Raw genomic sequence first — 24,733 nt, forward strand, 5'->3', positions numbered from 1 at the left:
AGGAGACAGTGTGATGCGTCTTCACAACCAAGTTGCACTCATCACCGGCGCTGGCCGGGGCATTGGCCGGGCCATTGCTGAGCATTACGCCCGCGAAGGCGCCCGGGTGGCGGTCGCGGACCTGACACTGGAAAGTGCCGCCGACACCGTCGCGGCCATCGAGCAGGCGGGCGGCACGGCCATGGGCCTGGCCATGGATGTCACCGATGAGCAGGCGGTGGACCAGGGGGTTGCTACTATCATCGAGCAATGGGGCCGGCTCGATGTGGCCCTGGCCAACGCCGGCATCCAACACATTGACCCGGTGCATAAACTGGCCTTTGCCGACTGGAGCAAGGTGATGAACGTGCATCTGGACGGCGCCTTCCTGGTGACCCGCGCCGCCCTGCGCCAGATGTACACCCAAGGTGGGGGTACTATGCTGTATATGGGCTCGGTACACTCGGTGGAAGCCTCGCCGCTGAAAGCGCCCTATGTAGCCGCCAAGCACGGCATGCTGGGCCTGTGCCGGGCGGTGGCGAAAGAAGGTGCCGAGCATGGGGTGCGCAGCAATATCATCTGCCCCGGCTTTGTACGCACCCCGCTGGTGGACAAGCAGATCCCAGAGCAGGCCAAAGAGCTGGGCATTTCCGAGGAAGAAGTGATCAGCAAGGTGATGCTCAAGAACACGGTGGACGGCAAGTTCACCACCCTCGAAGACGTATCAGAGCTGGCGGTGCACCTGGCGGCCTTCCCGTCCGCCGCCCTCACTGGCCAGTCGATCGTGGTCAGCCACGGCTGGCATATGCAGTAATTTTCTGGAGAGACGGATGAGCAACACAGAACATTCACCGGTTGTCTGGACCCCGAGCCAGGAAACCCTCACCGGTTCCCGAATGGGCCGGTTTCAGGCCTGGCTTGAGCAACAGGGCTTTGGCCCGTTTGCCGATTACCACGCCCTGCACCAGTGGTCGATCACCGAGCTGGATACCTTCTGGCAGAAGATCTGGGATTATTGTGGCCTGGTCTGCGACACCCCCGGCAAGCGGGTGTTGGGCCGCCGTGAGATGCCCGGCGCTGAATGGTTCCCCGGCATGAAGCTGAATTTTGCCGCCAACCTGCTGCGGCTGGCGGACGGCGATCATGCTGATAAAGAAGCCGTGGTGGCCTACTGCGAAACCCGCCCGGTAATGCGCAAGACCTACGCCGAACTGAAAGCCGACGCCGGCGCCCTCGAAGCCTTCCTGCGCAGCAAAGGTATCCAGAAAGGTGACCGAGTGGCCGGCGTGGTCACCAACGGCTACGAAGCCTTGGTCGGCATGCTTGCAGCGACCAGTCTCGGTGCCATCTGGAGCTCCGCCTCCCCGGACTTCGGCATCGGCGCCATCAACGACCGCTTCGGCCAGATCGAACCCTCAGCGTTGATCGTGGTGAATGGCTACGGTTATGGCGGAAAGGTGTTTGCCCGCCAGGATGACTTTGCCGAATTGATCGCTGGCCTGCCGTCCCTGAAAGTGGTGGTCAGCGTTGCGCAACTGCCAGACGAAGCCCCGATTCCAGGGGGGATGGTCACCACCTGGGACGACGCCCTGAAGGCGGGCGAAGGCCAGGCCCCCTCATTCACCCCAGTGGACCCGGACCACCCGGTTTACATCCTCTATTCCTCCGGCACCACCGGCAAACCCAAGTGCATCGTTCACGGCACCGCCGGCCTGTTGGTCAACCACGCCAAAGAGCTTATGCTGCACGGCGACGTGGGTCCGGACGACCGCTTCCTCTACTTCACCACCTGCGGCTGGATGATGTGGAACTGGCAGGCCTCCGCCCTGATGACCGGCGCCGCCGTCATTACCGTCGACGGTTCCCCGGGTTACCCGAGCCTTAATTTCCTGTGGGAAACCGTGGCCAAAGAGCGGGTGACCCACTACGGCACCAGCGCCCGCTTCATCGCCGGCTGCCGCAAAGCCGAACTGCAACCGGCCAAAACCCTGGACCAGAGCCACCTGCGCGTGGTTTTCTCCACCGGCTCCCCACTGCTGCCGGAAGACTACGACTGGGTCTACAGTGATGGCGCTCCCAACGTACTGCTCGGCTCCATCGCCGGCGGCACCGACATCTGCGGCTGCTTTGTGGGATCAACGCCACTGCTGCCGGTGCGAAGAGGCGAAATCCAGTGCCGCTTCCTGGGCGTGGACGCCGTCGCCTACGGCGATGACGGCCAGCCGGTCAGCGAAGGCCGGGGCGAACTCGTTTGCCGCCAACCGCTGCCCTCCATGCCCGTCAGCTTCTGGCAGGACCCGGACGGCGAACGCTACAAAGACACCTACTTCAACACCTTCCCCGGCGTCTGGGCCCACGGCGACTTCATCGAATTCACCGAACACGGCGGCGCCATCATCTACGGCCGCTCCGACGCCACCCTCAACCCCGGCGGCGTCCGAATCGGCACCGCGGAAATCTACCGCCAGGTGGAGACCATCAGCGAGGTCAAAGACAGCCTCGTAGTCGGCCGCCAGATCGACGGCGACGTGGAAGTGGTCCTGTTCGTAGTCCCGGCCGACGGCCAGACCGTCACCGACGACCTGATCAAAACCCTGAAAACCCGAATCCGCGAAGGCGCCAGCCCCCGGCACGTACCCAAACACATCGTGGAAGTGCCAGACATTCCCTACACCCGCAGTGGCAAAAAGGTGGAACTCGCGGTGGCCCGGCTGGTCAATGGCTCCCAAAAAGCCGATAACCGGGATGCCCTGGGTAACCCGGAAGCGCTGGACCGGATTCAGGAAAAGCTCGTTTCTCTCGGCCTGGCAGCGCGCGGGAGCTGAAGAGCTCAGGCGCTGCCCCGCAAAGAACTAACCAGCGGTTCCCACGGGCTTTTCGGATACTACGGGATTGCGCAGTACGCCAATCCCGGAAATTTCTATTTCACAGATATCACCTTCTTTCAGGAAGACCGGCGGGTTTCGCTTGCCACCCACTCCTCCGGGTGTCCCGGTAACAATCACGTCGCCAGGCAGTAAGCGAAGAATGGTTGAGCAATAAGTAATCAAGCGCTGAACAGACGCAATCAGAAGGGCGGTGGAGGCACGCTGCATCACTTTGCCGTTCAGCCGAGTTTCTAGTACGAGCTGAGCCGGGTCCGGAATTTCATCGGTGGTGACTAAACAGGGGCCAAAACTTCCGGTGTGGGCAAATGTTTTTCCCGGCAAGAACTGGTGCGTATGTAGTTGCCAATCCCGTACGGATCCATCGTTGTAGCAAGAGTATCCGGCCACCATCTCCAGAGCCTGCGACTCTGGCACCCGTCGACACTCCTTGCCAATGACCACCGCCAATTCACCCTCATAGTCAAACTGGTCTGACTCCAGCGGCTTTACCAACGGCTGCTCATGACCAACCTGACTGCCCGAAAACCGGGAAAAGAGCACTGGGTTGGAGGTTTCGTCTCGACCCGTTTCTGCTATGTGGTCGTGATAATTCAAGCCTACACAGAAGATTTTATCCGGGTTGGGAATGACAGGATCAAGCACTACCTGACTTAAAGAGAAGTTCGCTTTCGAGCCTGCGAGCGCTTGCGCCCGCCCAATGCCGGAGCTGATGAAGTCTCGTAAAGTAGAATCGGCAAAATGTCGTCGTAGATCAATGATGCCTGTGCCCTCGACAAGCCCGTATGACACATAGTTATCGACACTGAATGAGCACAATCGCATATACCATATCCTTGATCATTTTTATTGGTTCATAGCCTTGTAGCCAAACCAGGAGAGCCGGTGAGATACAAGGCCGGCTGAATTGGGGGGGCCCTACCTGCTGATCACCAGGCAGGGCTGCAGTTATTTGTTGGGGACGTCCAGATTGCCACTTGCTGCCACGACAAACTTATCGTGGCGGATGGCAACGACATTGACGCCATGACTGGTGATCCATTCTATGAGCGAGCCATCAATGTCGATAAGGTCGTCTCGGCTTTCTGCTTTTTGGTCGGCTGGACGAAGTGTCACGAAGCGAGCACCCAAAGCGCTCCAGCTTTGGACTTGCTCGTTGGAGAGTTCGCTTTTGGGGTCAATACCGACTCCCAGCAAAACAATACCCCTGCCTAACATGTCATCAAGCAGGCCGAACTTGCCATCACAGGAGGCTGCGCGGGGCTGGGGCATCAACTTTCCGACGATATCGTTGCTTTGCTTTTGCTTCTGGATCCATCCTTGGCTGAGCACGGGTGGACGAAGCAGTGGTGGAGTGTCTGATTCCTCCCTTTCCGCAGCCATGATGGCCTGTATTTGTGCGTCGCTCAGTTCCCGCTTGATAATCTGGCCTAGTCCTACAGAAATTTTGGTATATCGCTCAACATCTGGTGCCCGCTCTATTTCATATGAGTCGAGAACGGAGTCCGGTAAATGGCCACTAAGAACTTCTGCCAGCTTCCAGCTGATATTTTGGGCATCCCTTATGCCGCTCTGCATGCCTGAGCCGGCCCATGGTGGCATCAGGTGTGCAGCATCGCCAAGGAGGAAAACACGGCCTTCACGCCAACGTTCGGCATGCCGGACATGGTGGTTGTAAAACGCATGACCGTGAATTTCGACATCATCCTCGGTTACCCCCAGGGATTTCAGTAAGGCCCAGACTTGCTCTGGGGTGCGGAAGTTATCATCGGTTTCATCAGCGTTGAGGGGGAGCTCCCAGCGATGATTGCCCATGCTCAACGCAATGTCGGCCACGGGGCGTGTACTGTCAGACCAGAACGTCAGGATGTGCCGGTTAGGCCACCAACGCTTTACTTTGGTATCAATAACAACCCAGCGAGTTGGCAAGGTATCGCCAACCAGCTTGATACCAAGGCCCTCACGCGTGGCGCTTGAGCCGCCATCACACGCGAGAAGGTACTGCACCCGTCGGGTTTCAGTTGCGCCAGTGTCTAGATCTTTGATGGTGAGCGTGACCCCGGTGTCATCTTGCTCCATGCTCTGGAATTCGTAACCGTACTCAACGTTGACGCCCTCGAACCGGTTGGCCCCATCGCGGAGGGTTTTCTCCATTTCTGGCTGGTAGATTGCGTAGGAAGTCGCGTGTCCGAGCTGGCCCGAAGGGAAGCGCATAGACATGAGTTCTTGGCCATCGTAAGTGATCCAGCGCAACGAGTGCGTCACATCCATGTTTTCTTTGAGCTCATCCGATAGACCCATCTCTTGGAACAAACGCATCGTCCAGTCGTTGACGGTGACTGCCCGAGCTCTCGAATAAATATCGGGCTCACGCTCAATAGCGAGTACGTTGATGCCGCGAGCCCCCAAGAAGTTAGCGGCGGCCACACCTGAAGGACCAAAACCTATGATGCCCACTTCAGCATCGAACTTTGCATGCTTGTTCATAGTTGTTACCTGTTCGGATATTTTTTGTTGTCGTTAGTTTTCTAGAAAAGTGCAAACAATGCGGTTGAACTCTTCGGCATGCTCCCACTGAACCCAGTGGCCACACTGGGGCATGACCATAAACCGGCATCGGGGGATCTGGCGCATGAGAATCAAGCCCATATCCATCGGCATGACACGGTCCTCTCGCCCCCACAACAGCAAGGTTTCATGCGGCAATTGAGTGAGGCGCGAATCCCGCCAGAGTTCTTCAGGCATGCCGGCTAGTCCTGGTCGCATCGGAGGCTGCGCCACAATTCGTGGATCCATGGCCGCATCAAGCCTTTCCTGAAGCAGGTCGTCAGTAAGGGCGGAGGCGTCATAAACAAATTGCCCGATAAAGTTCTTGAGCTTTTCGATTGATGGGCCGGTTCCCTCATAGAAGTTCACCAAAGACTTGATGCCATCTGTAGGGAAGAGAGAAAAAATGGATGAGCCGCCACCAGATCCCATCAGCACCATTCGATCTACTCGAGCGGGATGCTCCAGTGCGATTTTCAGGGTGATCATTCCCCCCATCGAATTACCGACAAAATGCGCTTTGTCGACTTCGAGGTGATTCAGCAGGCTCAGGATCTGATCCGCCCACCAACCGGGAATAGGAGCATCGACGGGCTTCATATCCGATTTTCCAAACCCTGGTAAGTCCGGGCAAATTACCCGAAAATTGCGAGCCAGATAATCGATGTTCTTAACAAAGTTGGAACGACCTGTTGCACCTGGACCGGACCCGTGAAGCAGCACTACGACCGGACCCTGCCCAACATCTTCATAATGAATGTTTACACCACCTACCGTGGCAACCTTGGTGCCTGCTGCCTGATCATTCATGAGTGCCTGCTCCCGGTGCCAGCTTCATTTCATGGCCCCAGATGCTGATAGCATCGTGACGCTCTACAACCCAGTCATCATCGATCTCACGGGCACCCCAGCCGTATTCAAGCTCGAATCCTGACGGGGTGTGCATATAGAACGACACCATGTGATCGTTACTGTGCCTGCCCATGCTCATAAAAACGGGTACGCCCGCTTTGCAAACACGGTCATAGACTAGGCCGACGTCGTCCATATTTTTGGTCTGCAGCATGATGTGAATGATTTTTTTCGGGCTCGGCACGGAGGCAAACGCCAGACTATGATGCCGGGGATTGCAGTGCATGAATGTCACTGGAACCGTTACGCCACCGGGGAAGGGCATATCTATGTAATCGCTAACGCAAAAGCCGAGACGGCTGTAGAACGATTCATAGGTCGGAGCATCCGGGACTGAGATGACGATATGTCCCATTCCCTGGCTACCGGTGACAAAACCGGAGATTCCAGTGGGTGACACAAATGGCTTTTCCGACCGCTGGGTTGCGCCCCAGTACAGCTCACACTGGACTCCGGCCGGATCCGTAAATCGAGCGATTGCCTTTACGCCACGGCTGGCAGCGATCTCTTCAGAAAGTTGATACTCAACCCCCTGCTCTTCGAGGCGTTTTAGTACCGATTTGAACTCCTCTTCATTCCTGGTTTCCCATCCCAGAGCACTCAAATCGTCGGCTGGCCCCTCTTCTACGCGTATTCGCATCGCGCGATTGTCGATTCGTAATTCTAGAGCGCCATTCTTTATGGAAGCCTCGGCACCCAGAACATTACGACTATAGTCTTGCCATTTCTGAAGGTCACTTGCTTCAATTACAACATAGCCCAGTGCAGTGATTGACATGTGTTCTCCTTTAAACTTTATCTTTTGAATATCAAAAAAATTATCTGTTTGATCAAAAGATCCAGGCTAACCCGAGCATGGGGCCAGTTAATTTTGTATCCGGTGAGTTATCGTCTTTGCTTTGCTCGAAGTGGCGGTAAATCAGAAGTGCGCCGAGGTTTTTTGATAACTGAGTCTTGAAGCCGGCACGAATTTCTCTCGCTTTACTTTTCTGCAAATCAAAGTAGCCAAGATCAAGGGAACCAATTAAGGGAACCTTGCCACCGATCATCGTCAGTAGGTAATCACCGCCGGTGTGAATGCCGATCCCGAAATCACTGCTGTCGGCAGGAAGTGTGTCGAAGGTTTGCTTCATGCTGAAGCGTTCGATGCTGACGAACCCCGTGCCTTTGGAAAAGTGCTTCCGCGCCCCGATGCCCAGGCGAAGTTCCTCGGCATCTACTCGTTCTTCAAGGCCAGGCGCCAGTTCAAGATCAACTTTTGCATCCTCGTACTGAAGGTACCCGTATAGCCACCCTTTGCCTATTTCGGCGGCCAGACCGCGAGCAACGCCATCACCATCCGGTGCAGGACCGTCGTTGTCCAGCTTGGCGTCAGAAACATAGCCACCTAAAAGACCATAGACCTTCGGCTTGTCATCGGCGTATGTAAGACAAGTAAAAAACATGAAAGAGATAAGGAGTGAGAGACTGCGAAACATATTGATACCTTTTATTTGTTTTAGTCTTAAATGTTCATATTTTTTTATTATTAGTGCTGAGCTAACTAAGGTTTTTAGATTCTTGTTTGTTTGGTGATTCGAAAATTTTCCTCCTGTAGACATCAGTTTGTTTACGGTGTCGCCAGTATCGCTATTGCAGCCGTTATCTGGCGGGCAAACATGCAGAACTTGATTCGAGGGTCTGGCTTGCGCACTTTCCAAAACTGGTACTAGCGAAAGGTGTGCCATGCTTTTTTTGGGCGGCATGAAAATTTTTGGTTGGGGATTTAAAGGTTTTTAAATACAAGTGGTTGGAGATTTTATTTTCTAGAGGCTGGCGGCGTTCTAGCCTGTGTGAGTCAGTGAATTATTGACCTAAATTTAATAAATTTATTAACTTTGAAATTGATAATTGATAAATTTTTGATAAATTTATCAATTGATCAGAAAGTAAATTCGACTTGTCTCGGGAAGGTAGATTTATGGGCTTGCACACCGAAGGCGCCAGCGCGGCCACTGAGACCAGTGCGCAGGGTGAGAGCGCACTCCATTCCATTGATTTTAGGCAGATACCCGAACAGCTTACCTTTAATACCGAGGAGGGGCTGATATGGCACAACGATCGACGGATGGTGTTGATGCATGCAGACTCAATTGGAGCTCTTCGAGAAGAAATCATCGAAAGTTACGGCATGGAGGAGGCGCGGGCACTTCTGACGCGGTTCGGGTATTCCGCGGGAAGCCGCGATGCTGAACTTGCTCTCAGGCTGTATAAGGATCAGGCGACAACGTATGACCTGGTGTTCTCCGGGGGGAAGTTTCATGCCCTGCAGGGAATAGCCGTCGTCGAGATGATCAAGTCTGAAATCGATGCTGAGAAAGGTGTCTGCAATCTCGAGTTCAGTTGGCGCAACTGCTTTGAGGATCATGCACATGTGCAGGCTTATGGTATCGGCGAAGATGTCGCCTGTTGGATTGAGACTGGCTACGCCTCCGGTTTCTTGAGTGTGTGTATGGGCAAAAGAGTTCTGGTTCGTGAAGTTGAATGTCGCGCCCAGGGGTACGATGCATGTCGGCTGCTTGCCCAGCCGGTAGATGAGTGGGGCGATGTCGACAGTGATCTTCGCTACTACGACGCATTGCACTGGAAAATTGATCGCGCCAAAGGAGGAGGAGAAACTGCTGGGTCGCCAGCGCGCTCGTCGAGCGGGTCAATTGTGGGCCCGGACAATCATTCTGTGGTGAAATTCATAGGCGCATCGGTGCCCTTTAATATATTGATGCACAAGGTTTCACGAGTTGCACCGACGGCCGCCACTGTTTTGCTGCTAGGAGAAAGTGGTGTAGGAAAGAGTGCACTAGCGAAAGAAATTCAACAACTGAGTAGCCGGTCACAGGGGCCGTTTCTGGAGCTGAACTGTGCTGCAATTCCCGAGCAGTTGGTGGAGTCGGAGCTGTTTGGGGCTGAAAAAGGTGCTTTTACCGGAGCTGTGTCCAGGCGAGAGGGGCGCTTTGAGGCTGCAGATGGTGGAACTTTGTTTCTGGATGAAGTTGGTACCTTGTCCATGACTGCGCAAGGCAAATTGCTTAGAGCCATTCAGTCTGGTGAATTTGAGCCTCTTGGCTCATCCCAATCGAGAAGAGTTGATGTGCGCATTATTGCGGCGACCAATGAGGACCTTTGGAGTTTGGTGCAGGAGGGGAAGTTCAGGCAGGATCTGTATTACCGGTTGAACGTATTTCCGGTGGTCATTCCTCCGTTGCGAAAAAGACGTGATGACATCCCGGTTCTGATTGAGCACCTGATGAAAAAATACATGGCGCGGCATGATAAGGCTATCTCGGGCATAGGCTCACGCGCACTCCAGCTGATTATGAACCATTCATGGCCGGGCAATATCAGAGAGCTTGAGAATGTTATCGAGAGAGGCGTTATTCTCGCGGATGAGGGCCGGCCGTTGTCACACAGGCATCTCTTCACCATTGACGGTTCGTTACAGGGTGATTCATTGATGTCGCTCAACAGGAAGGGTGCACTGATGGAACATGGGGCATTGGTTTCCGAGTCCGGTGTTGATGGGGAAATAAATATTGAGGTCGAAGCGCTGCATGCCTGGTCTGAAGGCATAGTTGAAAGAGAGAATCTCACCCTTGACGATATCGAGAATTCGTTGGTCACTGCCGCTTACCATCATGCTGGGGGGAACGCTTCAAAAGCCGCGATGAAACTTGGGATGACCAGAGCCCAGTTTGCTTATCGCGCAAAGAAACTCAATTTGAGGTCGTAGCGGCTGTTCAAGGCTGAGCAGGTGGCAGCGTAAGTCGTCGCTGTCTCGGGCTGGTTTCAAGCGATCCGCTAGCTCCCTGCTAACGGGAATGTTAGAAAGTTTCGTAAATTCCCGCTATTTCATCGTCCTGTAACCGAAGATCAGGCAATTTAAGTCCGTTCTTATACTAAGATCGTAACCAAAATTCTGTAAAAAATGCTATCTTAGTAGGTCTATCAAAAGTTCCGAATCAGTCATCGGCATAACCAGCCGTTCACAAGACGCCTGACCGTGCCATGACCGTCCTGAACCCACCCATTTGCCTGAGGACGAAAATGACAACATCCAAAGCCAAGATTGTCTACACACTGACCGATGAGGCCCCCGCCCTCGCCACCCGGTCACTGCTTCCCATCCTGGAAACCTTCGCCAAGCCGGCCGGCATCGACTTTGAAACCAGCGACATCTCTCTCGCGGCGCGTATTCTGGCAGGCTTCCCGGACTACCTCGAAGAAAACCAGCGCGTTCCGGATGCCCTGGCTGAATTGGGTGAGTACACCAAGGATCCGGACGCCAACATCATCAAGCTTCCGAACATCTCCGCGTCCATTCCCCAGCTCCGTGCCGCCATCAAAGAGCTGAACGAACAGGGCTACAAGGTTCCGGAATATAAAGAACACCCGGAAACCGACGAAGAGAAAGAAATCCACGCCCGTTACTCCAAAGTACTGGGCAGTGCTGTTAACCCGGTACTGCGTGAAGGTAACTCCGATCGCCGTGCGCCGGCTGCGGTAAAAGCCTTTGCCCGCAAGTTCCCCCACAGCATGGGTGAGTGGAGCCCGGCGTCCCGTACACACGTAGCGCACATGCGCGGTGGTGACTTCTACTCCAGTGAGCAATCGGTCACCCTGGACAAGGCCACCAACGCCCGCATCGTGTTTGAGAACAAGCAGGGCAAACAGACGGTACTGAAGCCCGACCTGCCGCTGCAGGAAGGCGAAGTGCTGGACGGCATGTTCATGAGCAAGAAGGCTCTGGTGAAGTTTTTCGAAGACGCCATTGCCGACTGCGAGAAAACCGGCGTGATGTTCTCCCTGCACGTTAAAGCCACCATGATGAAAATCTCCCACCCGATCGTGTTCGGTCACGCGGTGAAGGTTTTCTACAAGGAGCTGTTCGACAAATACGGCGACCTGTTCAAGGAAATCGGTGTTAACCCGAACAACGGCCTGTCTTCCGTCATTGAGAAGATCAAGCAGCTGCCGGAGTCCAAGCAGGAGCAGATTCAGGAAGACCTGCACGCGTGCTATGAGCACCGCCCGGAAATTGCCATGGTGGATTCCGTTAAAGGCATCACCAACCTGCACGTACCGAGCGACGTGATTGTCGATGCCTCCATGCCGGCGATGATCCGCAACTCCGGCAAGATGTGGGCCCGTGACGGCAAGCTCAAGGACACCAAGGCGGTTATGCCGGAGTCCACCTACGCCACCATCTACCAGGAAGTGATCAACTTCTGTAAGACCCACGGCGCGTTTGACCCCACCACCATGGGTACCGTACCGAATGTGGGCCTGATGGCGCAGAAAGCCGAAGAGTACGGCTCCCACGATAAGACCTTCGAAATGAAGGAAGACGGCATTGTGCGTGTGGTGGCCGAAGACGGCACCGTGCTGACCGAGCACAAGGTTGAAGAAGGCGACATCTGGCGCGCCTGTCAGACCAAAGACCTGCCGATCCGTGACTGGGTCAAGCTGGCGGTTAACCGGGCCCGCTCCAGCGGCACGCCTGCGGTGTTCTGGCTGGACGATGAGCGCGCCCACGATGCCCAGCTGATCAAGAAGGTTGAAAAGTACCTGGCCGAGCTGGACACCGACGGTCTGGAAATCCACATCAAGTCTCCGGTTCGCGCCATTCGCTGGACCATGGAGCGCCTGATTCGTGGTCTGGACACCATCTCGGTAACCGGCAACGTGCTGCGGGACTACCTGACCGACCTGTTCCCGATTCTGGAACTGGGCACCAGTGCCAAGATGCTGTCCATCGTACCGTTGCTGAACGGCGGTGGCCTGTACGAGACCGGTGCTGGCGGTTCTGCGCCCAAGCACGTACAGCAGCTGATCCAGGAAAACCACCTGCGTTGGGATTCCCTGGGTGAATTCCTGGCCACGGCGGTGTCTCTGGATGAGCTGGGTGAGAAACAGGACAACCAGCGGGCCCGTCTGCTGGGCCAGACCCTGGACAAAGCCACCGAGCGCCTGCTGGAAAATAACCAGTCTCCGTCTCGCGTCACCGGTGAGCTGGATAACCGGGGTTCCCACTTCCACCTGGCTCGTTACTGGGCGGAAGAGCTGTCAAAGCAGGATGATGACAAGGAGCTGAAAGAGTTCTTTGCCAAGTTGTCGAAACAGCTGGAAGAGAACAAGGACAAGATCCTGGAGGAAATGACCGTGGTGCAGGGCCACCCGGCCGATATCGGTGGTTACTACCACCCGCCCATGGAGAAGGTGTGTGAGGTGATGCAGCCAAGCGCGACCTTCAACAAGATCCTGGCCGATGCACGGGACTCCGTGAAGTAAGGCCAGCGGTTCAGCCGGCCGGAGCCTGCTCCGGCCGTGATTGACAAAAACCGGGTTGCCCATGGTCGCCCGGTTTTTTTGTGCTTGCTCCTGCCGTCAATCCTGCTGCAGAGGCACTAACAGGCCATTGGTCAGGCGTGCCAGATCGTCCGGCGTCAGCTCTATCTCGAGTCCACGTTTGCCGGCGCTGACGAACACCGTCGGGAAGTGGTGGGCGGTGCTGTCGATAAACGTTCGGAGCCGTTTTTTCTGGCCCAGAGGGCTGACACCACCCAGCACATAACCGGTGGTTTTCTGGACCAGCTGTTTGTCCGCCATCGTGGCTTTCTTTGCCCCGGCGGCCCTTGCGATCTGCTTGAGGCCCAGCATGGCGGTGACCGGTACAATGCCGACCGCCAGTTCCTTGTCATCCAGGCTCACCACAAGCGTCTTGAATACTTGCTCCGGCGCCACACCCATTTTCGCCGCTGCTTCACCACCGTAACTCTCGGCCGCCGGATCGTGGTCGTACTCATGTATGGTGTAGTTCACTTTGGCCTTCTTGGCCGCAAGAATTCCAGGGGTCATGCAGGGTCCCGTATTGATCGATGGTGGACGGAATTAAAGCATGCGCTGCCGGCGACGTCATCCCTCTGGCACCACCGGCCAGTAACGGGAAATTTCTCCCAGTCTGGCATCGAAAACGGCGAGATCGCCGAACTGCAAAAACACAGACTCGCTCTGATGCGGCCTCAGGAATACCCAGTCGTCTTCCTGCAGTGGCACCCCGGCGGCCAGGTTAAGCATCTCCTGATTACTGGACCGTCCGAACACCGGGTTGGTTGTCAGCCCCGCCGGTGACACCGGCCGAGCCTTCCAGTTGCCCCCGTAAATGAAGACCGCCCTGGCCCGGTTGGGGTTCCACAATCGCTGCAGTCGGCCAATGCCCGGTGTGCCGGGAATCCGGTTGGCTTCCTGCAGTTTCAGCACCGGAGTGGCAATGAAAGCCGCAGGCTGGTGGCCCGCCAGGGTGGCCAGGTCGAAATCCGTGGGCATCACCAGGCCGGAGCCGGCCGCTAGTTCGTTGGCGGTAATGGTGTTGGCCCGGCCCTTATATAACTGGTACGTGGTGGAGCCTCCGGTGTTGAAGGTGAGCCCTGCCAGATCACGCCCCAAGGTGTTCCGGGCCAGTGAAACATACCGGTTGTAACGGGCCATGGCCTTTTGCCACAACCAGTCGGTTGGCCCCGGTGCTTTCACGATATGGGGTTCATAACCCATAAAACCGCTGAAGCTCAGCCAGCGGGATTGCTCTATGTCCAACAGCGCCCGGGATAGCAGCTGATCATCGTTGAACCCGCCCCGGTGCAGGCCGATATCCAGTTCCAGGTTCACCCGCATAGGCTCGCTCCGTTGACGGGCCAGTTGCTCGTATTGCGCCAACCGGCGTGGAGAGTCGATCAGCCATTGCAGTTGCTGTCGGGGCTGGAAGTCGTTCTGGTCAGCCTGGTGCCGATCATAGAAACGGGCAGCCGCCGCGACCGGTAACGGTTTGCCCAGCAGAATGTCGGCGTCAGGGATGGAGCTGGCAATCTGGTTGAGGAAAGGCTGGTGAAACAGCATCAGCCGCCGGGTGCCGGTCTTGGCCATCACGTGCTCCAGTAAGGGCACCGAAGGTAGGGATTTCACCACAATCCGGTAGTCGAAGTCGTGGCCAAGGTGTTGTAGCAACACCTGAATGTTGTGGTCCAGGCGTTGCTGGTCAATCACCAGGGTGGGTGTGGCCAGCCCGCTGGCATCCAGCGCCCGGGACAGGGCGCGGAAGTAGTCTGAGTGGCCATCGCGAATAGCCGGGGGCCGGAGCCATGCGGCTGTACCCAGGCCGCCGGCCGCCACCCCGGCCAGAATGAGTTTGCGCCTTTGCTGACGGAACGCTTCGCTGTGAGCCATGGTGGGTTATCCGTGGGAGGTATTGTCGCTGAAAAGGCCGGCCAGGTAAGGGTTCAGGAAACGGCCGTTCGGGTCGAGACTTTTCCTTACTTCACAGAATGCCTGCCATTTCGGGTACTGCGCCTGGAATTCAGCGGCGGTAAGCGTGTTCAGCTTGCCCCAGTGAGGCCTGCCACCATACCGGCGGAATATCGGCTCCACTGCGGCAAAGAGCGGCTGGTAGTCATCCTCGAAAAACCGGTGGACGGCGATGGATACTGAATCCCGCCGATAGAATGGGCTGAGCCAGGCATCATCGGCTTGCACAAAGCGCACCTCGAAGGGAAAGAACACCTCCGGGAAACAGTTTTCAACCAGATCCACCACCTCCCGGAAGGCCTTTTGCCAGTTTTCTCTGGGCAGGTGGTACTCCATCTCATTGAAGCGCACATTGCGGTCACTGGTGTAGTTCTGCCAGGACGGCGCCACCTTCTGCTCCCGGGCCAGGGTGCGCATATAACCCCCGAGAATCAAGCGCCGCAGCCTGGGGGACCAGGCCAGGTAGTCGCGGGCTTTCTGCAAATCCCGCGCGCCGTCGTTCTGGTCCAGTGCCGGGGTTGCCGAGAGGGGTTCGTCCGTCAGGTCGTGGGTGCTGGTGAAACCCATGCCGGAGAACGGAATGTAATAGAACTCAAAATTGCGATGCTGGTCTGCCAGGGTGTCCGCCGTTGCCAGAATGTCCTCGATGGGCAGCCATTCGGTGGTTTTCCGGAGCCGATATGGGCGGGTATTTTGCAGGGTGACGTCAGTCACAATGCCCAGGCAGCCCAGCCCCACCCTGGCTGCCTGGAACAGGTCCGGATGCTGGGTCTGGCTGCACTCGATACGCTCGCCATTGGCGGTGACCAGTGTCAGCGCCGATACGTAGCCAGACAAGCACATCAGCTTGCTGCCAGTGCCATGGGTTGCAGTGGCCAGAAGGCCCGCCAGGGATTGCTGGTCTATATCGGGCATGTTGAACAGGGCCTGGTCAATCGCTTCCAGGGGTTGGCCCAGTTGCCCGAGCAGGGTGCCGGCGGCCACCTTGGCCTGGCACCGGCTGTCATCATGCCCCAGAACGCCGCTCAGGCGAGCCACGGATACCAGAATGCCGTCGGTGGGTACCAGGGCGGAGAATGAATGGCCAGAGCCAACGGGGCGAACGGGCAGGTGTCGATGGTTTGGGGCGGCAAGGAGTTCCTGCAGCTCGGTGACGCTCCGGGGGGCAACACGCATGGCAGGGACCGACTGCTGGGAGCCAGACCAGTTACGCCAAGGCAAAGGGGACTTGCTGCCCCCGGCGTTGCTTTGTGCCTGTGCCGGCGCTTGCTGTGCTGCCTGCAGCGACAGGGTATGCCCGACGATGGCGGTACTGACCAGCAATTGCAGAAAATGCCGTCGTTCCATATGAATCTACCTCAGGTTTCTGCCGGCCGCGCCATGAATTCGATGAGCGCCTGAAATTCTGCGGTGTCGCAGTCCATGCACAAGCCGTAGGGCGGCATACCACCCATGCCCGACACCACGTTGTCCACCAGCCGCTGCATGCCTTTCTCCAGGCGCCTGTTCCAGGCTTCGCTGTCACCGGTCAGGGGGGCATCCGAAGTGCCCCGGCTGTGACAGGCCATGCAGGAGCGCTGATAGATACCGGAAAGTTCAGGGTCTTGAGGACGGGCTGTTTCGGCATAGTCCCAGATGGCCTGTTCAGAAGGGCCGGAGGGTGAACAACCGCCAATGATCAAGGCAAGGCTGGTAATGACCAGCAGCCTGGCGTGAGTATGGTGCAGAGGGTGTTGAATCATTGTTTTTGCCCAAAACAAAACTATGTGTCACGTTTAGTTTTGTGGAAATGCCGGGAAAATGCAACCTTGCCTCGACTGAACGTGTGAAACTGTCTACTTTTCCTATAGGACAGCTCCCCAAGGCAAAAGGAAGACTATGCAGCCTGAACAACCAGAGCGAGGGAAAGAAACCGGCTGGAGTAGCAGTCAAAGCCCTTTGCGCCGTGCCCTGTCGGCCACCCTGGTGTACCTGGTGGCAGGTATCATCTGGATTACGTTTTCTGACCGGATGGTGGAGATCTGGTTTGCAGACCCCCGGTCCCTGTCAGCCATGCAAACCTGGAAAGGGTTTTTGTTTGTCGCGGTCACCGCGCTGGTGTTATTCACCGTTATGCTGCGCTTGCTCAGCAAGGATCGTTTGTTGCTGTCGCTCCAGCTGGACCAGCGGCGGGCGCTGCGCCAGAGGGAGCAGCAACTGCGGGTATTGATGGATAACCTCCCGGGCATGGCCTATCGATGCCGGAACGACGACAGCTGGACCATGATGTTCGTTTCTGGTGGCTGTGAGCAGCTGACCGGCTATCTGCCCGACGACCTGATCAACAACAAGCTCGTCAGCTATGCCAGCCTGATGGATCCGGATGCAATCGAACAGGTGTCCGAAGAGGTCGCCATTGCGGTGCGCAAAGGCCGGTCTTTTTCCCTGGAGTACGCTATTACCCGCAAAGACGGCCGTAAGGTGTGGGTCTGGGAGCGTGGCTGCGGTGTCGAGCACGATGACGGCAGTGTTTTCCTGGAGGGGATAGTGCTGGATATCTCCGACCGCAAACAGCTGGAAACCGAGTTGGAGGAGATGGCCACCCGAGATCCTTTGACCGGCCTGCTCAACCGGCGGGAGTTCTCCAGAGTCCTGGAGGAAGAGTTGGAGCGCGCCCGCCGCTATGAACGTCCGATGGCGCTGTTATGGATTGATTTTGATCACTTCAAGGACATCAATGACAGCTGGGGCCACGCTGCTGGTGATACCGTGCTCTGTGCGGTGAGCGAGATCCTGACCGACCGGGTAAGAAGTGTCGATTCCGTCGGCCGGTTTGGTGGCGAGGAATTCGTTATTGTGCTGCCCGAAATGGATGTGGAGGGTGCCCGGGATACCGCCGAGCGTTTGCGCCAGCGGGTAGGTAACGCGCCGATACCGCTGGAGTCTGGCCACTCGGTGCCATTAACCATCAGCGTGGGTGTCGCGGTTTATCCTGTTCATGGTCACACAGTGGAAACACTTTGCAGCGCAGCGGACAAGGCGATGTATCAGGCCAAAATGCAGGGTCGCAACTGTGTGGCCATGGCGCAGCCGATCGAGCCGGTTCATAATGAAACCTGATAAAGGCTGAAATGTCGGCCCCAGCAAGTGTCCCGGGAGGGGCCAGTTCTCAATAACGATAAAAGGCGTCCGTTATGCATTCACTCGCCCGCCGTGCCCTGCACACCTGCGATATTCCGGAAGACCTGACCTCTGTCACTTTCCGCAATCGTGACACCGAACACCCGGATCGGGTTGGTTTACCGCAGGACGCAGTGGAATCCGTATGGCGTAGTGTGGAGGGCTTGTACCGGACCGGTGTGCACCCGGGAATCCAGCTGTCGCTCCGTTACCGGGGCGAGCAGGTGCTGCATGGCGCCATGGGCCATACCCGGGGCAACGGCCCCCATGATCCCGCCGCTCTGCCCAGGCTGCCGATGACCACGGAAACCCCGATCTGCTATTTCTCCGCCTCCAAGGCGGTGACGGCGCTGCTGATGCACATGCTCGCAGAGCAGGGCCTGGTGAATCTGATGGACCCGGTTTCCTACTACTGCCCGGAGTTTGCCAAGAACGGAAAGCGCACCATCACCGTGCACCAGATTCTCTCACACCGGGGCGGTATTCCGGCGATTCCCCGTGAGACCCCCATAGACGTGCTCTGGGAGCGTGATGAAATCTGGCGCCTGCTGTGCGCTGCCAAACCGGTCGAGGTGGATGGCGCGAAGGTGGCTTACCATGCCATTACCGGTGGCTTTGTGTTGCAGCGGGTCTTGGAGAAGGTCACGGGCGATACCATCGAGAATTATCTGGACCGGTACCTGCGCAAACCTATGGGTATGAAGTGGTTCACTTACGGAATCGCCCCGGAGAAGCTGCACGAACTGGCTACCAATTATGCCACCGGCCCGACCCCGATGTTTCCGCTGTCGTGGATCGTCAGCCGGGCCCTGGGCGGAGACATTCGCACGGTGGAGAAAGTCACCAACGACCCGCGCTTCCAGGAGGCGGTCATACCCGCCGGTAATCTCTGTGGCACCGCGGAGGAAATGGGCCGGTTCTTCCAGATGATGCTCAACGGCGGGGTTTGGAACGGCCAACGGATTTGCAGTGAGTTAACCATCCGCCGTGCCATCCACCAGTTCGGTTCATTGCAGATAGACCGTACCATGATGATCCCCATGCGCTTCAGTGCTGGCATGATGCTGGGCGGCAACCCGGTAGGACTCTGGGGGCAGCAGAGCCGTTATGCCTTTGGCCATGTCGGTCTGATCAACAAGTTGTGTTGGGCCGACCCGGCCCGGGATATTTCCGTGAGCCTGCTCAACACCGGGTTTCCGATAGTGGGTCATCACTTACCGGCCCTGGCCAGATTTGTCTATACTGTGTGCAGGCAGTTCCCGGTGTTGCCGGAAAACAAGCGAAGGCTGGTGGCTGCCTGAGTCAGTAAAAGTGAAACCTTGTTCATTCTAATTGCACTTTGTCTGACAGTTCTGCAAAATCGGCATTCTGAAACGGATTATTCACCAGACTCAAAGGATGAGGCACCATGGACAAACCCGAACTTCCCCCGCCTGAACTTCAGCGCGTCAAGCTGGACCAGCACGACAGCGTACGCAGCCATGTACAACAGCAGGTATGCGACGAGGTCCAGCGCCTGGAACGCCGTATCGAAACCCTGCGACTGACCAAAGCCCCCCATGCGGCCATCATGATCTCCACCTATGAGCGTATGATCAGCCGGAAGAAAGGCTTTCTGCAGAACTGGGACCTGTGAGCCTATTTGCGGGTTGAGGCCGACGCTGCGTTCCAGGTGGCGATGGCGAGATCTTCGCTCTGGTAGACGCAGTTATCGGGATTCTGCTTTGTTGCATCGTCGTCTTCCGCCCCGTCGTCCGGTACACGGGCAGGCTCGCCATCCGAAGTGTAGATATGCACAGTATCCATGGCGTAGTTGATCTCAACGCGCAGGCAGTCTGGCGGCGTGTTATCCGCACCGTACCGGCTCAGGTCTATGACCGTCTGCTCGGTATTCTTGATGAACAGTGTGTCGAGTTGGGCGTCGGTTACAAAGGTTTGGCGTAGTTCAATGCCCCCGACATTCCGGCTGACGTAATCGGCGGTGGCATACTCCGGCTGGTTGTAGCCACTGGCAACAAACTGCAAGGCGTCAAAGCGGGAACCGGCCAGCACACTCAGCAGCTCCGGCTGCTCTTCCCTGACATCATCGTTGACGCTTCGGGCCACATACTGAATGGTCCGATAGACCTTTTCGGTAAGGTCACTGCCTTCGGGACCCTCCGGCAGATATCGCCAATCGAGGGTCTGGTAGTTCCATTCGTAGTCGTTCAGGGGCTGGAGACTGAAGGACGCCGCCTGGTCGGTAAAGCGAATACGGGCGCCGGCACTGCGGGTGTTGTAGTTGCCGGCCTGGGACAGCGCGATGCGATCCCGGATGTAACGCCGGCCTTCAGCAAAGTTGGTAATACCGCCCACGCTGATCACCTGGTTCATCAGGTCCAGCGGGTTACGCACCCGGGTATAGTCCTGGCCGGTGTCGTCTGGCTGTGCACCGATGAAGATATCGATATGCCGCCGGATTTCTTCCACCGTAGCCAGGTGGTCCTCGTTGTCGGCGTCGTCGCCAGTGGGTTGTATGCTTTGGTAGAAATCGCTGAACCGGGTGAAGCTGAGGGTATCCGGCGCCTGCTCGGTGTTGGTCAGGTCAAAGGTTGAGAACACCAGGTCAACATTGGTTGCCGGGTTGAACGCGGAGGAACCGGTGCTTTCCATCCGGCACCCCGACAGGGTAAGGACGGACAGGGAAACAGCAACAAAAAGGCAGGAATGTCTCATTTCAGGTGGCCCCGGGGTGCGAAAAAACGGGTGAAAGGCTAAAGTGACTTGTGCTGACAATAAACGATAAAGCACGCAGCTACCCGCGCGGAGATCACATTTTGCAGCAACGGTTTTCCGAAACGCTCAACCGGGTGCTCGTCGCCCTGTTGATGCTGGTTGTTGTTTCCTTGCCATCGCTGGTGCAGGCGAAAAACGCCTGTCCTGCCGGGTCGGTGGTGCTGGATAGTACGACCAGCAGTGTGCGTAATCTCGATGGCTGTATCTGGTATCTGGAAGATGCCGGCCATGAGCTGGCCATTGACGACATCCTGGCTATGCCGGAGGAGCAGTTCAGCCTGCACCGGGGGGGCGTGCTCAATTTCGGTTATACCGACTCGGCCTACTGGACCCGTTTTGATCTGACCACCCGCGGCAGCCAGGTTGCCAGCAACTGGATCCTGGAACTGGCGTTGCCACTGGTGGATGAAGTCTGGCTGTATGTGGTGCGTGACGGTCGGGTGGTTGAACAGCGCCGTGCGGGCTACCTCGACAACTGGGACGACCGGGATCTGGCCGTGCCCAACCCGACCTTCCGTCTGCAGTTGTTGCCCGATGCCACCACCACCGTGTATCTGCGAACCACCACCACCAATACCTTCAGGTTGCCAGTAACACTCTGGCACCCGGACAGTTACATTGAGAAAGTCTCCATCGATGAAGCGGTCAGGGGCGTGCTGTTGGGGGCCATCCTGGCCATCCTCGCCTATAACCTGTTTGTTGCTGTGTCAGTCCGGGAACGCAGCAACATCTATTATGTGCTGTACCTGGTCTGCGCGGCGGTGTTTATCGGCACCGAACAGGTGCACGGGGTTCAGTTGCTGGACAACCGGCCACCGATTCTGGACAAGGCCTACCTGCATTTTCAGATCATCCTGACCTGGTTCTTCGGGTTGCTGATGGCCCGTTCTCTGCTCGAGACCCAACAGCGCTCCCCGGACCTGGACCAGGTGATCCGCCTGTGCCTGTATTCGGTGACGGCCACCTTCGTGTTGTCGTTCTTCATGCCCTACTCGGTGGCGATGGAATGGATTGTGGTGGGGTCCATTCTGTTGAGCCTGATCCTGATTGTGGTCAGTTACCTGTCATGGCGCTATTACAACCCAGCGGCCCGGTCCTACTTCTTTGCCTGGACCATGGCGCTGATCGGTTTTGGGATCTATGCCCTGACGGTCATGGGGTATCTGCCGCTGAATACCTTTACCACCTATGCGCCCCAATTCGGCCTGGTGGCCCAGATCATTCTGTTTTCCTTTGCCCTTGCCGATCGTATCAAGCAGGTTCAGGGCGAAGCGCTGGCCTGGAACCAGCGGGCACTGGCTAATCTCCAGCGCTACCAGTCTCTGTTTGATAACGCCATTGAAGGGGTGTTCCAGATGTCGCCAGACCGGCGCTTTGTCACCGCCAATCCGGCGATGGCCGAGTTGTTGGGCTACAGCAGCAGCCGCGAGTTACTGCAGGACAACCCGGATGTGCTGGAAACCTGCATTGCTGATGACCGGCTGCGGCGCCTGGTGGTAGAGCAGCTGGAAGTCCGGGGCATGGTCAAGGGTATTGAAGCCCGCTATTTCACCCGCAGTGGTGTTGAACGCTGGGCCACCATCTCGTTGCACACGGCCTACGATCTGGATGGCGAGCCCATGCACCTTGAAGGTACCTGCATTGATGCGACCGAGAGCCACCAGCGCCAGCGAATCGAGCGGGAGCGTGAGCAGGAGCGCCTGGAGAAAGAGCTGGCCCGACACTCAGCCCAGGCCAAGAGCCAGTTTTTGGCCAACATGAGCCATGAGATCCGGACACCGCTGGCAGCCATTATCGGGTATGGCGAAACCCTGCTGGACCCAGACCTTGATGAGCGGGAGAAACGCAGCAGTGCCGAGACTGTCGTGCGCAGTGGCCGACATCTGCTGGAGTTGGTCAACGACATCCTTGACCACTCGAAGATCGATGCCAACAAGCTCGATGTCGATGTGGTACCGGTCATGCTGCCGGATTTGCTGGATGAGATTCGCGCCTTTTTCGAACCCCGGGCCCGGGAAAAGGGCTTGGAATTCACCATTATCTGCGACTTTCCCCTGCCCGAGCAGATCCTGACCGACCCAACCCGGTTTCGGCAGATCATCATTAACCTGTGTGGAAATGCGCTTAAATTCACCGAAAAAGGCACAATTTCTCTTATTTTGCGCTGTGACCGAGAAGCCGAAACCCTCTGTGCCCGGGTTGTGGACACCGGCATTGGCATGAAACCGGAGCAACTGGAGCGGCTGTTTGATCCCTTCGCCCAGGGCAGCACGGCTATCTCCCGGCAATACGGCGGGACGGGGTTGGGACTCAGCATTTCCCGCCGGCTGGCCGAGTTGCTTGGCGGCAGTATCCGGGTATCCAGTACCTACGGTGAGGGCAGTGAGTTTGACGTCTGCATTCGCACCGGCGACCTTGCCGACGTCCATTTTCTGCGTGACGCCTCGGAGTTGAACCAGCGCCGACGGGGTATTGCCACGGTGTTGGCCCCCAGGCTCAAAGGCCGGATTCTGTGTGCTGAAGATAACGACGTTAATCGACGCCTGGTATCCATGCTGGTAGACAGAACCGGTGCCGAGCTGGTGCACGTTAGTAACGGAGCCGAGGCGCTGGAATTGGCTAGCCGGGAGCGTTTTGACCTGATTCTGATGGACATCCAGATGCCGGTGATGAACGGCCGGGATGCCACCCAGGCATTGAGAGAAGCCGGGGTAAATACCCCAATCATCGCCCTGACAGCCAACGTAATGACGGAAGACATTGCCGAGTACCGGCTGGCGGGCTGTAATGAGCATCTGGCCAAGCCCATCGACAAACAACGCTTCTACGAGGTGCTGGCCCGGTACCTGACGGTTTGCCCTGAGGACTATCAGGGCGATACGCGCCAGTACTCGGGTAAGGTGCTGGTTGCCGAAGACAACGACGACAATCGTTTGTTGGTTGAGCGGATATTGCGGCGCTTTGGTGTTGAGCCGGTTCCGGTCGCCAGTGGCGATCTGGCCGTCCGGCTTGCGCTGGCTGACACTGTGCACCTGGTCCTCATGGATCGGCACATGCCGGAAATGGACGGTGTAGCCGCCACCCGCCTGCTGCGCCAGGCCGGGTTCCGCCGCCCGATCATTGCCTTCACGGCCGGGGATCAGACCGAGAACGATGCTCTGCTGGCGGCGGGCTGTGATGGGGTGCTGAACAAACCGATCGACCAGTCGCATTTGCAGGCCATTCTCGAACGGTACCTGGTGGCGTCACCGGCCTCAGCGGTCACCTCCGATGATATGGCGCATTTGGTGCCCCGGTTTCTGGGCGGGCTTGAGGATCGGCGTGAACGCATGCGTGTGGCATTCCGGGCCAGGGATGCGAGCGCACTACAGATGGAAAGCCACCAGATCAAAGGCACGGCCGGTGCCATGGGCTACCCCTTGATGACGCGCCAGGCGACCAGCCTGGAAAATCGGTTGAGGGAAAATCCGCCGGATTGGGCGCGAATCGGCAGGGAGCTCAGAACTCTGGACGAGATGATTGAACGGGCGCTGCAGGGAGCGCCAGATGAGCGGGAAACAACACAGGAACAGGCCAATGACTGAAAACCGACAGCAACAGGAACAGTATTCCCTCAGCATGATGTATGGTACCTACGCCGACGTTCTGTTCGTGCTGTTTCCGTTTCTGGTGATTGCCATGCAGCGGTTGTGGGATGGCAATCTTTACCAGACGCTGATGCGCCCGGACCTGAGCATCGCGGCGGCGATACTGGCGGGTCTGGCCATTGGCAAATTTGTGCTTGGCCTGGTGACCAATCGAGAGCTTGGGCGTTACAAAGAGCGTATTGTGTTCTTTATTGCCTTGACGTTGTTCGTGGTGCTGGGCCCGGCGATTATCCTGATACTGAGTATCACAGCCAACGCACAGGTCCCGGGATTTGTGGCGTTTGTGCAGCCGGTCTTGTTGATTGTGGCCATTTCGCTCTACACCACGGCGGTGAGCATCGCCAATATTCTGGTGCGTACCAACCAGGGGCCGTCAGGGGCGGAGGTGTCTGAAGCCACGTCGCAGTCGAAAGATGGTCGTCCCCGGCCCGCGCCCCTGGATTTGCCCAGACGAACCGGCAACGATGGCTACTGATCGGAGCGGATAATACAGGAGAC

General features: G+C 57.1%; 19 protein-coding genes. 9 read left to right on the forward strand and 10 right to left on the reverse strand.

All coding sequences use genetic code 11. From position 1 onward, the window contains the following. Positions 1–13: 13 nt before the first annotated feature. A complete protein-coding gene (locus QUE75_RS00435) occupies positions 14–793 on the forward strand; it encodes a 3-hydroxybutyrate dehydrogenase (RefSeq protein WP_286252896.1) in 780 nt (259 codons plus the stop codon). Positions 794–809: 16 nt separating this feature from the next. After that, entirely contained in the window at positions 810–2,804 is a 1,995-nt protein-coding gene (locus tag QUE75_RS00440; RefSeq protein WP_286252899.1) for an acetoacetate--CoA ligase, read from the forward strand. Between the two features lie 27 nt (positions 2,805–2,831). Here QUE75_RS00440 and QUE75_RS00445 read toward each other — a convergent pair whose 3' ends face one another. The 5 genes from QUE75_RS00445 to QUE75_RS00465 all read right to left on the reverse strand — a co-directional run bounded on the left by QUE75_RS00445 (position 2,832) and on the right by QUE75_RS00465 (position 8,068). Continuing rightward, positions 2,832–3,689, reverse strand: coding sequence for a fumarylacetoacetate hydrolase family protein (locus tag QUE75_RS00445; RefSeq protein WP_286252902.1), 858 nt, complete (start codon positions 3,687–3,689; stop codon positions 2,832–2,834). 123 nt (positions 3,690–3,812) lie between these two features. Then, entirely contained in the window at positions 3,813–5,351 is a 1,539-nt protein-coding gene (locus QUE75_RS00450; RefSeq protein ID WP_286252904.1) for a bifunctional 3-(3-hydroxy-phenyl)propionate/3-hydroxycinnamic acid hydroxylase, read from the reverse strand. 33 nt (positions 5,352–5,384) lie between these two features. After that, entirely contained in the window at positions 5,385–6,221 is an 837-nt protein-coding gene (locus tag QUE75_RS00455) for an alpha/beta fold hydrolase (protein WP_286252906.1), read from the reverse strand. Then, on the reverse strand, positions 6,214–7,101 hold the full coding sequence (locus QUE75_RS00460) for a VOC family protein (protein WP_286252907.1): 888 nt from the start codon (positions 7,099–7,101) through the stop codon (positions 6,214–6,216). Before QUE75_RS00460 ends, QUE75_RS00455 begins: the two co-directional genes overlap by 8 nt. 52 nt (positions 7,102–7,153) lie before the next feature. Beyond that, on the reverse strand, positions 7,154–8,068 hold the full coding sequence (locus QUE75_RS00465; protein WP_286252909.1) for a hypothetical protein: 915 nt from the start codon (positions 8,066–8,068) through the stop codon (positions 7,154–7,156). Positions 8,069–8,283: 215 nt separating this feature from the next. On the opposite strand from QUE75_RS00465, the gene QUE75_RS00470 reads away from it, so the two are divergent. After that, a complete protein-coding gene (locus QUE75_RS00470) occupies positions 8,284–10,089 on the forward strand; it encodes a sigma-54-dependent Fis family transcriptional regulator (RefSeq protein WP_286252911.1) in 1,806 nt (601 codons plus the stop codon). Positions 10,090–10,403: 314 nt separating this feature from the next. Beyond that, entirely contained in the window at positions 10,404–12,647 is a 2,244-nt protein-coding gene (locus QUE75_RS00475) for an NADP-dependent isocitrate dehydrogenase (protein WP_286252912.1), read from the forward strand. A gap of 96 nt (positions 12,648–12,743) precedes the next feature. On the opposite strand, the gene ybaK is transcribed toward QUE75_RS00475, so the two are convergent. The 4 genes from ybaK to QUE75_RS00495 are packed head-to-tail and all read right to left on the reverse strand — an operon-like array spanning position 12,744 to position 16,396. Continuing rightward, positions 12,744–13,214 carry a Cys-tRNA(Pro) deacylase gene (gene ybaK, locus QUE75_RS00480; RefSeq protein ID WP_106694170.1) on the reverse strand — a complete coding sequence of 157 codons (471 nt, stop codon included), beginning with the start codon at positions 13,212–13,214 and terminating at the stop codon, positions 12,744–12,746. A gap of 57 nt (positions 13,215–13,271) precedes the next feature. Further along, positions 13,272–14,576: a DSD1 family PLP-dependent enzyme gene (locus tag QUE75_RS00485; protein WP_286252914.1), complete on the reverse strand. Its 1,305-nt coding sequence runs from the start codon at positions 14,574–14,576 to the stop codon at positions 13,272–13,274. Positions 14,577–14,582: 6 nt separating this feature from the next. Beyond that, positions 14,583–16,001, reverse strand: a complete 1,419-nt coding sequence (locus QUE75_RS00490) for a D-arabinono-1,4-lactone oxidase (RefSeq protein ID WP_286252916.1) — start codon at positions 15,999–16,001, stop codon at positions 14,583–14,585. Positions 16,002–16,012: 11 nt separating this feature from the next. Next, the gene (locus tag QUE75_RS00495) at positions 16,013–16,396 is read right to left on the reverse strand and encodes a c-type cytochrome (RefSeq protein ID WP_286252917.1); all 384 of its coding nucleotides are present in this window, start codon (positions 16,394–16,396) and stop codon (positions 16,013–16,015) included. 136 nt (positions 16,397–16,532) lie between these two features. Here QUE75_RS00495 and QUE75_RS00500 point away from each other — a divergent pair, with 136 nt between their 5' ends. The 3 genes from QUE75_RS00500 to QUE75_RS00510 all read left to right on the forward strand — a co-directional run bounded on the left by QUE75_RS00500 (position 16,533) and on the right by QUE75_RS00510 (position 19,449). Further along, a complete protein-coding gene (locus tag QUE75_RS00500; RefSeq protein ID WP_286252919.1) occupies positions 16,533–17,753 on the forward strand; it encodes a sensor domain-containing diguanylate cyclase in 1,221 nt (406 codons plus the stop codon). Positions 17,754–17,827: 74 nt separating this feature from the next. Beyond that, a complete protein-coding gene (locus QUE75_RS00505; protein ID WP_106694175.1) occupies positions 17,828–19,114 on the forward strand; it encodes a serine hydrolase domain-containing protein in 1,287 nt (428 codons plus the stop codon). Positions 19,115–19,221: 107 nt separating this feature from the next. Next, a complete protein-coding gene (locus QUE75_RS00510; RefSeq protein ID WP_058092899.1) occupies positions 19,222–19,449 on the forward strand; it encodes a hypothetical protein in 228 nt (75 codons plus the stop codon). Positions 19,450–19,451: 2 nt separating this feature from the next. Here QUE75_RS00510 and QUE75_RS00515 read toward each other — a convergent pair whose 3' ends face one another. Then, on the reverse strand, positions 19,452–20,465 hold the full coding sequence (locus QUE75_RS00515) for a hypothetical protein (RefSeq protein ID WP_286252924.1): 1,014 nt from the start codon (positions 20,463–20,465) through the stop codon (positions 19,452–19,454). Between the two features lie 164 nt (positions 20,466–20,629). On the opposite strand from QUE75_RS00515, the gene QUE75_RS00520 reads away from it, so the two are divergent. Together QUE75_RS00520 and QUE75_RS00525 are read left to right on the forward strand one after the other, a co-directional pair. Continuing rightward, the gene (locus QUE75_RS00520) at positions 20,630–24,172 is read left to right on the forward strand and encodes a 7TM diverse intracellular signaling domain-containing protein (protein ID WP_396631677.1); all 3,543 of its coding nucleotides are present in this window, start codon (positions 20,630–20,632) and stop codon (positions 24,170–24,172) included. Further along, positions 24,165–24,710 carry a hypothetical protein gene (locus QUE75_RS00525; RefSeq protein WP_286252926.1) on the forward strand — a complete coding sequence of 182 codons (546 nt, stop codon included), beginning with the start codon at positions 24,165–24,167 and terminating at the stop codon, positions 24,708–24,710. The genes QUE75_RS00520 and QUE75_RS00525 overlap by 8 nt, the downstream gene beginning before the upstream one ends. Positions 24,711–24,733 lie beyond the last annotated feature (23 nt).

Origin of the sequence: Marinobacter shengliensis (assembly GCF_030297115.1) — a bacterium.
GTDB classification, from domain to species: domain Bacteria; phylum Pseudomonadota; class Gammaproteobacteria; order Pseudomonadales; family Oleiphilaceae; genus Marinobacter; species Marinobacter shengliensis.

What these genes read in the sequence shown, in the direction of transcription:
- QUE75_RS00435 (WP_286252896.1), top strand. Translation starts at nt 14, where the DNA reads ATGCGTCTTCACAACCAAGTTGCACTCATCACCGGCGCTGGCCGGGGC.
- QUE75_RS00440 (WP_286252899.1), top strand. Translation starts at nt 810, where the DNA reads ATGAGCAACACAGAACATTCACCGGTTGTCTGGACCCCGAGCCAGGAA.
- QUE75_RS00445 (WP_286252902.1), bottom strand. Translation starts at nt 3,689, where the DNA reads ATGCGATTGTGCTCATTCAGTGTCGATAACTATGTGTCATACGGGCTT.
- QUE75_RS00450 (WP_286252904.1), bottom strand. Translation starts at nt 5,351, where the DNA reads ATGAACAAGCATGCAAAGTTCGATGCTGAAGTGGGCATCATAGGTTTT.
- QUE75_RS00455 (WP_286252906.1), bottom strand. Translation starts at nt 6,221, where the DNA reads ATGAATGATCAGGCAGCAGGCACCAAGGTTGCCACGGTAGGTGGTGTA.
- QUE75_RS00460 (WP_286252907.1), bottom strand. Translation starts at nt 7,101, where the DNA reads ATGTCAATCACTGCACTGGGCTATGTTGTAATTGAAGCAAGTGACCTT.
- QUE75_RS00465 (WP_286252909.1), bottom strand. Translation starts at nt 8,068, where the DNA reads ATGCCGCCCAAAAAAAGCATGGCACACCTTTCGCTAGTACCAGTTTTG.
- QUE75_RS00470 (WP_286252911.1), top strand. Translation starts at nt 8,284, where the DNA reads ATGGGCTTGCACACCGAAGGCGCCAGCGCGGCCACTGAGACCAGTGCG.
- QUE75_RS00475 (WP_286252912.1), top strand. Translation starts at nt 10,404, where the DNA reads ATGACAACATCCAAAGCCAAGATTGTCTACACACTGACCGATGAGGCC.
- ybaK (WP_106694170.1), bottom strand. Translation starts at nt 13,214, where the DNA reads ATGACCCCTGGAATTCTTGCGGCCAAGAAGGCCAAAGTGAACTACACC.
- QUE75_RS00485 (WP_286252914.1), bottom strand. Translation starts at nt 14,576, where the DNA reads ATGGCTCACAGCGAAGCGTTCCGTCAGCAAAGGCGCAAACTCATTCTG.
- QUE75_RS00490 (WP_286252916.1), bottom strand. Translation starts at nt 16,001, where the DNA reads ATGGAACGACGGCATTTTCTGCAATTGCTGGTCAGTACCGCCATCGTC.
- QUE75_RS00495 (WP_286252917.1), bottom strand. Translation starts at nt 16,396, where the DNA reads ATGATTCAACACCCTCTGCACCATACTCACGCCAGGCTGCTGGTCATT.
- QUE75_RS00500 (WP_286252919.1), top strand. Translation starts at nt 16,533, where the DNA reads ATGCAGCCTGAACAACCAGAGCGAGGGAAAGAAACCGGCTGGAGTAGC.
- QUE75_RS00505 (WP_106694175.1), top strand. Translation starts at nt 17,828, where the DNA reads ATGCATTCACTCGCCCGCCGTGCCCTGCACACCTGCGATATTCCGGAA.
- QUE75_RS00510 (WP_058092899.1), top strand. Translation starts at nt 19,222, where the DNA reads ATGGACAAACCCGAACTTCCCCCGCCTGAACTTCAGCGCGTCAAGCTG.
- QUE75_RS00515 (WP_286252924.1), bottom strand. Translation starts at nt 20,465, where the DNA reads ATGGAAAGCACCGGTTCCTCCGCGTTCAACCCGGCAACCAATGTTGAC.
- QUE75_RS00525 (WP_286252926.1), top strand. Translation starts at nt 24,165, where the DNA reads ATGACTGAAAACCGACAGCAACAGGAACAGTATTCCCTCAGCATGATG.